Here is a 7849-nt window from a genome sequence, read left to right as displayed (position 1 = left end):
GCGCGATCCGGCGCTCCAGTTCGTTGGAGGGCGCCAGCAGCCCCCGGACCAGCAGCCGGTCCACGTTCGTCAGCCCCCGGGCCAGCCACGGCAGGATCGGCCAGGCGACGAAGAGCGAGACGAAGGCCACCGCGAACGTCGCCACCCCCCACGGCAGCCGGACCGTCGCGTACAGCACGTTCCGCCAGCCCACCGGGTCCTTCAGCGTCGCCCACAGCCACGGCAGGAATCCGCCGTGCGTGCGGTGCCGGATCGGCGTGGGCTCCGGGACGTCGACGTCCAGCAGCAGCCGGGCCCGTCCCCGTTCGAACTTGCCCAGCTGGCGGCAGCCCACGAGCCCCGCCGCCAGCACCGGGAGTCCGACCACGGTCACCGCGAGCAGCGCGCCGGCGTACAGCCACACGGCCACGTAGACGAAGCCCGCGACGGCCACCGGCAGGTTGGACAGCAGGTGGGCGATCTCCCGCCACGTCTGCGCGCTCAGCGGCGCACGCGGCGGTGGCAGTGCGCGCTCGGTGTCGCGTCCCGGCGGGGGATCGGTGCTCACGGTCATGCGCCCCAGCCTGCCGCGTGCGCCGACCGGGCCGCCATGGGGTTCCTCAGCCACCGTGGGGTGGGGTTTTCCCCACCGCCGACCGGGTCGGGGCCGCAGACCGTGCGACGGCGGTGAAACCGCGACGGCCCCCGGAGACGTCTGGAGGAGTGTCGGAGGCGCGCGTTAGCCTTTCCGGGACGAACGACGTCACGGGGAACGGTCCACGGAAGCGGGAGGGGAGTGCTCATGGGTCTGAAGTTCGACATGGGGAACCAGACGTTGGCGACGCTGACGAAGCAGTCGCGCGGATCGTCGACGGACATGGGGTCGTTGATCAAGCAGCTGATCGCCGCGGCCGAGCCGTTGGAGGGGCGCTTCAACGGTGCGGGCAAGCGGGCGTTCGACCTGTTCAAGGCGAACTCGGACGAGATCACGGCCGCGTTGAACGGGTCGCTGTCGGCGATCCTCGGCGGTCAGCAGGGCATGGACCAGGCGTTCATGTCGGGTGAGCAGGAGTCGGCGGACAACGCGCGGCAGTCGATGGCCTCGGCCAACTTCGACGCGGCGCGTTTCGGTGGCCGTTGAGCAACGCGCGGCGTTGACCTGGGAAGGGGTTGATGGTGGTGGCTGGTGAGGACCGGCGGAGTTACGACACGGGTGCCTCCACGGAGGTGCAGGGGAGTCTGGCGGGGGTGATCGGCCAGCTGGAGAAGGTGATCGGTGACCGCGACCGTCAGGTGAAGGCCGCCATGGCCGACTTCCAGGCCGACGGGGTGTCGGAGCAGTACCACGGCGCCGAGCAGCGGTGGAACAGCGCGGCGAACGAGGTCCGGGCGATCGTGACGCTGCTGCGGGGAACGTTGGAGAAGAACGACGGCACGGCTTCGCAGGCGTTGCAGCGGGCGAAGGCGGCGGTGGACGGCATCGGCTGAACCAGCCGTGCGGGGGAGTAGGCGATGACGGGCTGGGATCTGTCGGTTCCCGGGATCAACGGCGTCCTGAAGGACGTCATGGAGATCGCCGGGGATCTCGAAGGCCAGGTGGAGAAGTACGGCGGGCACCTGGAGTCCGCGGCCGGCTACGCCGGGACCCTGGCGATGCCGGGAGAGCCGGTGCCGGAAGCGGGGCTGATCGGGGCCGCACTCGCGGAGTTCGCCGAGGCCACGCAGGAGGACCTGATGTTCGTGGCCGCACGGGCGGGCAAGTCGCTCCAGGGCGCCTCCGACGCGACGAGTGCGTACCTGACGGGGGACCTGGACATGGCGGCGGCGGCACAGGCCGAGGCGCTCAAGGCCCCCGAGCTCGACCTGCCCGGTCAAGGCCAGGGCCAGGGCCAGGGCGAGTAGACCGGGGACCGTAGGGGGGGAGTTCGGACGATGGCTGACATGGTGGATCCGTCGGGGGTGCCGTCGTTCACCGGTGATTTCGGGTTGCTGGAGGAGGAAGCGGCCGCGTTGACGGAGGACGCGGGTGCGATCCGGGATACCGGTTCGGGTGTGCATTCGACGTTTCAGGGGTTGTCGGCGTTCTACACGGCGCCGGAGGCGGAGCAGTTGTTCGGTTCCACCCGGCCGGTCTCGGACCGGGCGGATGGTTTCGCCGATGATCTGGAGAAGGTGGCGGGGGCGTTGGTCGGGTTCGCCGAGGAGGCGCGTCCGATCGTGGCGAGGCTGGAGCGGTTGAAGGGGGAGGCGCAGTCGTTCGTCGACTCGGTCAAGGACGATGACGAGTGGACGTATGACGAGGAGAAGATCGAGACGAACAACGCGTTGGTGGGGGACATCTCGGCCGCGGTGGCGGAGTTCTGGGCGGCGGAGCGGTCGGCGGCGAACAAGATCACGGCGTTGGTGAACGGGACGCGGTGGGTGGCGAACGACGGGTCGGACGGCGCGAACATGTACGGCCTGAGTGTGGAGGACATGCGGCGGGCGGGGGAGACGCCGTGGGGGAGGATGGCCGAGGAGGACCACCACTGGTACGAGGTGGGTCACTGGGTCAAGAGTTATGTGTGGGACGGGTTCATCGTGGACGGGGTCTGGGGCACCCTGACGGGTCTGGGTGGCCTGGTGGGGTTGCAGGGGTGGGAGACGTTCAAGGATTCCTGGAAGGGTCTGGGCCAGTTGGCCACCGGCATCCTGATCATCGGCTCCCCGTTGCTGGCGGCGGCGACGTACGCGGTGGCGCCGGAGGGGGCGCGGACGTGGATGAAGGACAGCCTGAACACGACCAAGGAGGTCGGCAAGTCGCTGGTGGCGTGGGACGAGTGGGGTGAGAACCCGGGGCGTGCGGCGGGGTTGGTGACGTTCAACGTGCTGACGACGGTGGCGACGTTGGGTACGGGGACGGCGGTGCGGGGTGCGAGTGCTTCGGGGACGGCGGCGCGGGTGATGAACGCGGCCGGGCGGGTCGGCCGGGTGGTGGACCCGATGACGTACATCGGCAACGGGTTGAGCGCGACCTTCCGCGGGCTGCCGAAACTCACCGACGTCACCTCCGGCCTCGCCGACCTCAGCGCGGTACGCGCCGTCGAACTCCCCGACGGCACGATGCGCCTCCCCGACGGCACCCCCTTCGCCCCCGACGCCCCCACCCTCCCCGACCTGCCACCCGGCAGCACCGCCGTCGAACTCCCCGACGGGTCGGTCCGCTTCAGCGACAACGAGGCGGTGCTCCCCGACGGCACGCTGGTGGACCCGACGACCGGGCAGCCGATCCAGGCCGGCGACCAGGCGCCCGTCGAACTGACGGCGGACGATCGCGCGATCATCGACGACACGCCTGCCGCTCCGCCCGAGCCCGTCCTCGTCGGCGGCAAACCGGCCGACGCCACCGCCGAGGTCGGCGACCTGGGCGACGTCGGCGCGCCACGCGGCCAGGCGGCCGACCACGTCCCCGGCGGTACGGCGCCCGAGGGCCCCACCGCCCAGTCCGACAACGGCCCGCACTCGCCCCCTTCGGGCGGCGGCCCCTCCGGCCCCCTCGACGGCACCCCCACGGGCCGTGGCGGTACTTCGCACCCGGCTCCAGGTGGTGTGGGTAATTCGCCTTCGGGCTCCGTCCCCGGCGGCCACGGCCCTGAAGTTCCCTCGCAGGGTGGCTCTCAGCTTCCCGAAGGACCGGGTGGACCAGCGGCCGACGACGGCCTCCCGGTCGCCCCGGCCGATGACCTACCGCCGACCGGCCAGGGACAGGCACCCGAAGGCGACCAGCCGGCCGGGGGCGATGTGCCTGACAAGGGAGCTGACGGGGAGGTCGAGACACCGCAGCCCTCAAACGGAACTCCCGAACCACGGGTCAACGAACCCCTGGCCGAGTTCACCCCCCAGGAACGAGCCGAACACTGGAATCACCTGGAGGCGGTCGAGGCGCGCAACGTTGATGACTTCGATCAACTCCAGCGCGACCCGGATAAGAACGGTGGGATCAGCGAACCGTCCAAGGACGAGGCACGCGTTGGCCTGGACCTACAGGAGCAGGGCCGTCTGCCGGATGACATTCAGCGGCCGACCGAGGCCAACCGAGGCGAGTTCTACTCGCCAAGCGCTGACGAGTACTATGACATCAAGGGTGTCCATTCCGACTGGCCCCCGTTCAACAACGTCAGGGACAAGTCCATGCCGTTCAGGGGGGCCTATGACCCCGCCAACAACGGAAGGTGGATAACCAAGCTGGAAGAGCAGATTGTCGACAAGGGACGTACAGTCATTCTCGACATGCGCAATGCCAACCAGGCGGCCATCGATGACGTCAAGGCCATCGTCGAGGAAAACGGTTGGGAGAACAATGTCGTCTGGTACCCCTGAGGCGTGGCGGCCGGTGAAGCTCCCGGCAGACCAGGAAGCGGCAAACAGGATCAGCGAATGGCTTGAGCGTAGGGGCAAGCTCTACGCCATCGAACTTGACCTGCGGGGGTCTGATTTTTCCGGAGGTGACTTCTCGGAATCGTGGTTCACTCAGGCCAACCTTGTCGACGTGCCGTTGTGCGGCGCCGAGTTCTATCGTGCCAATCTTGAAGGCGCGGACCTCACCGGAGCGGATCTGACGGCAGCCTCCCTGGTTCGGGCGAACCTGGACGATGCAGTTCTGCAGAACGCTCGGTTGTCAGGTGCGGACATGGTGAAAGCATCGCTCTACGGAGTGGACGCGTCCGGGGCCGGTTTCCGGGGAGCCCGCCTGATGGATGCCTCTCTCAGCGGCGTCGACCTTCGGGGCGCGGACCTCACCAACGTCAAGCTCGACGAGACCATTCTGAAAGCCACTGTGGACGAGCACACCGTCGTACGCGGCATGTCCGGTACTGTTTTCGGCCGGTTGTCGGTCCATATGGGTGAAGATACCGAAGAGTTGCGATTCGCGGAGATGGCCGACTGGTTGAACAGTCGCGGAGCCAACGTAGACGTTCTTGCTCCTCGGGGGCCGCGTCCCAGCAAGTAATGTGGATCGGCGATGGTGATGCGTCGCATAGATATCGATAGCCCGCACGTTGACCTGGACGTCAACGAGCGCCTGTTCTATGCGGGCGAGCTCTACACCGGTGAGGCTGTCGAGTACGTCGGCGAGCAGATCGTCGCCCTTGACGTGTATGTCGACGGGCTCCTCAACGGAATGAGCCGGCAATGGTTCAACGATGGCAGCCTGCGGGGCGAGGGTGCGGTCGTCGAGGGCCGACCCACGGGTGAACACAGGGAATGGCACGCGAACGGTCAGTTGGCGGCACGGCGGGTGTTCGACGTCACCGGATGGAAGCTGATTTCCGAGGAGACGTGGAACGAGGAGGGCGAGCGGTTGACCAGTTGGGCATCCGATTCTGCATAGCGTGAGCGTGAACAGGTGGTGTGGGTGAGGTCCTTGTACGTGATGGCTGCATGGTGGGAAGGCCACTCCGGGGGGCTTGCGATGGTTCTTCCCCCTCCGGCGGCGGTGTAGTGGCCGGATACGGTGCCCTCGCCGAGTGGGCCGAGGGGGCGCGCAAGAACGCTGCCGCTGTGGCCGGAATGCTCGATGTGCCGGATCAGGCCCATCGTGAAGATCCTCTTGCTGCCCTGGCGGCTCTCCGGGATTACGTCTCCCGGCTGCCGCTGAGTGAATTCGAGCAGTCCGACTGGTTCACTCTGCATTCTGACCTGGTGTCCTTCCTGGCGGACGTGCTGATCCGTGGGCGGGGCGCTGAGTGGAACGTGAAGGCGGATCCGAGTGTGCGTCGGGGATACCGCTATGTCATCCAAGCAACCGGGCTGGACGGAGCGAAGCGGCAGATCGATCCCTATGACGTGGTCGAAGAAGAGTTCCGGCACCTGCCGATCGAAATCACCCGAATGATTGCCAACGCGGAAGTTGCCCTGGCTGTCGTGCGCATCCACGAAAGCTGAGTGACGGGTGGCGGAATCGTGAACGTGCCGCACGTACGTATCGCTCCCTGGGGGGAGGGTGATCTCGGCTTGCTGCGGAGCGTCAACACACCGCAGATGAAGCGCCATGTGGGCGGGCCCGAGACTGACGAGCAGGTCATCGACCGCCACCAGCGCTACCTGGACATCGCAGCGACAGGCAGGGGGCGCATGTTCAGCATCATCGCGCTTCCCGAGTTCGAGGCGGTCGGGACCATCGGCTACTGGGAACGTCTCTGGCAAGAGGAGACCGTCTACGAAGTCGGCTGGAATGTGCTCCCCCTGTTTCAGGGGAGAGGCATCGCGGCTGCTGCCGCGGCCGCCGCCGTCGACGCGGCCCGCGGAGAACAGAAGTGGCGGTACCTGCACGCGTTCCCGGGAGTCGACAATCTTGCCTCGAACGCGATCTGCCGCAAGGTCGGCTTCTCGTTCATCGCGGAGTGCGACTTCGAGTACCCACCGGGCAGTTTCATGCGGAGCAACAACTGGTCCCTGGACCTCACGGGCGTGGAAGCAGGAGCGGGTAGTGACCGGGGCACGGGGATCGCGTAGCCGAGCACCGGCTCGTGGTAGCGGATTCGAGGAAGCCGCGTAGTGTGGTTTCGGCGGCGAGTACTGGTCAACGTTCCTTTCTGTCGTTCGGTCGTGAACAGAGCATGTCTGCTGCGCTCGCCCAGTCGTGCAAGGTGTGACCGGGATTCGGAGCCACGTTCCGTCTGGGATTCCCAGACCGACTGATGGAAGGCTGGAACTGTGCGGCGACTGCTTTACGGCATGAACCTGTCCTTGGATGGCTATGTCGCGGCGCCCGGTGACGACCTCAGCTGGAGCGACCCCAGCGACGACTTGTTCCAGTGGTGGCTGGACCGGGAGCGGGCGATCAGCCTGTTCCTGTACGGGCGCAGGCTGTGGGAGACCATGAGCGCCTACTGGCCGACCGGCGATCAGCGGCCGGGCGCCACCCCGGCGCTCGCCGGGGCGGCGATGCGGGCCGGGCTGGTCGACGAGTACGAGGTCGTCACCCATCCGGTCCTGGTGGGGGGCGGCACACCGTTCTTCGCCACGCTGGACGGCAGAGCGCACCTGAACCTGTTGGAGACCCGGACGTTTCCCGGCGGCGTCGTGCTGACCAGATACGAGACGAGGCGCTGAGCGCGCCGGTCCAGCGGTGGGAGATCGACGACGGCCGACGACGGATCGGTCCCGACCGTGCACCGGGCCTACCGGCGCAGGGCGGGGTGGTCGGAGGCGACGGTGGGGGAGCCGGGGGCGATCTCGGTGAAGCCGGCGTCGCGGACGACGGGGAGACCGGCCGTGGCGAGGGTGGGCCAGGCGTCCGGGGTGGCGGTGCGGACGGCGAGGGGGAAGCCGGCGGCGTGCCAGGCGGCGCGGTCGGCCGGGGAGAGGCCGAGCCAGGCGAGGTGGGCGCCGTGGCCGGCCTGGGCCATGGCCTTCCCGGCGGACATCTCCAGCGCCGGGTTGAGCCACAGGACGGGGGTCCCGTCGTCGGGCGCCGGAGGGACGGGCTCCGGGTCGTCGAGGTCGGTTCCGGAGACCTGGAGCTTGGCCAGCTCCTTCGGCCAGCCGTCGAGCGGCACCGGCGGGTAGACGCGCACCTCGGCGCGGTGCCCGGTGACGGTGACGCCCGGCAGGGCGCCGGCCCGGCGCCACTCCGCGCCGCGCGCCCGCCGGACGACCTTGCGGATGCGGCCGTCCTGCCAGGCGCGGACGGGCTCGGCCCACGTGCCGTCCCCGGTGGACCGCTCGTCGCCGAGCATCGCGAGCACGGCCCGCGCGGCGGTCTCCAGGGCGTCGGTGCGGGCCGGCGGTTCGGCCTTCTCGATGCGGACGACCAGCGGCAGCACGTACTGCGGTGCCGCGTCACGCTCACTGATCACCGCGCCAGGTTAGCCCGCCTCCGCGCGCT

The 7849-nt window shown here is 68.6% G+C and carries 11 protein-coding genes; 9 read left to right on the top strand and 2 right to left on the bottom strand.

Annotation, left to right across the window (positions count from 1 at the left end; genetic code table 11):
• A partial coding sequence (locus tag IF129_RS13570) for a sensor domain-containing protein (RefSeq protein ID WP_191209840.1) occupies positions 1–553 on the bottom strand: 553 nt, incomplete at its 3' end.
• A 234-nt stretch (positions 554–787) separates the two neighbouring features.
• Here IF129_RS13570 and IF129_RS13565 point away from each other — a divergent pair.
• From IF129_RS13565 to IF129_RS13525, 9 genes are all read left to right on the top strand, one after another.
• Positions 788–1120, top strand: a complete 333-nt coding sequence (locus IF129_RS13565; RefSeq protein ID WP_191209883.1) for a hypothetical protein — start codon at positions 788–790, stop codon at positions 1118–1120.
• Between the two features lie 32 nt (positions 1121–1152).
• Entirely contained in the window at positions 1153–1467 is a 315-nt protein-coding gene (locus tag IF129_RS13560) for a pore-forming ESAT-6 family protein (RefSeq protein ID WP_191209839.1), read from the top strand.
• 24 nt (positions 1468–1491) lie between these two features.
• The gene (locus IF129_RS13555) at positions 1492–1881 is read left to right on the top strand and encodes a DUF6507 family protein (RefSeq protein ID WP_191209838.1); all 390 of its coding nucleotides are present in this window, start codon (positions 1492–1494) and stop codon (positions 1879–1881) included.
• 30 nt (positions 1882–1911) lie between these two features.
• Positions 1912–4338, top strand: a complete 2427-nt coding sequence (locus tag IF129_RS13550) for a hypothetical protein (protein ID WP_191209837.1) — start codon at positions 1912–1914, stop codon at positions 4336–4338.
• A 13-nt stretch (positions 4339–4351) separates the two neighbouring features.
• The gene (locus tag IF129_RS13545) at positions 4352–4969 is read left to right on the top strand and encodes a pentapeptide repeat-containing protein (protein ID WP_318153712.1); all 618 of its coding nucleotides are present in this window, start codon (positions 4352–4354) and stop codon (positions 4967–4969) included.
• Between the two features lie 12 nt (positions 4970–4981).
• Positions 4982–5350 carry a toxin-antitoxin system YwqK family antitoxin gene (locus IF129_RS13540; protein ID WP_224754866.1) on the top strand — a complete coding sequence of 123 codons (369 nt, stop codon included), beginning with the start codon at positions 4982–4984 and terminating at the stop codon, positions 5348–5350.
• A 179-nt stretch (positions 5351–5529) separates the two neighbouring features.
• A complete protein-coding gene (locus IF129_RS13535) occupies positions 5530–5904 on the top strand; it encodes a hypothetical protein (RefSeq protein WP_191209881.1) in 375 nt (124 codons plus the stop codon).
• 18 nt (positions 5905–5922) lie between these two features.
• Complete coding sequence (locus IF129_RS13530) at positions 5923–6474, top strand: GNAT family N-acetyltransferase (RefSeq protein ID WP_191209835.1); 552 nt, start codon at positions 5923–5925, stop codon at positions 6472–6474.
• Between the two features lie 201 nt (positions 6475–6675).
• A complete protein-coding gene (locus IF129_RS13525) occupies positions 6676–7074 on the top strand; it encodes a dihydrofolate reductase family protein (protein WP_191209834.1) in 399 nt (132 codons plus the stop codon).
• 68 nt (positions 7075–7142) lie between these two features.
• Here IF129_RS13525 and IF129_RS13520 read toward each other — a convergent pair whose 3' ends face one another.
• Positions 7143–7820, bottom strand: a complete 678-nt coding sequence (locus IF129_RS13520) for a peptidyl-tRNA hydrolase (protein ID WP_191209833.1) — start codon at positions 7818–7820, stop codon at positions 7143–7145.
• Between the last annotated feature and the right edge of the window lie 29 nt (positions 7821–7849).

Source organism: Streptomyces chumphonensis (assembly GCF_014779715.1).
In the GTDB taxonomy this organism is placed as follows: Bacteria; Actinomycetota; Actinomycetes; order Streptomycetales; family Streptomycetaceae; genus Streptomyces; species Streptomyces chumphonensis.
This window is presented reverse-complemented; position numbering and strand designations above follow the sequence as displayed.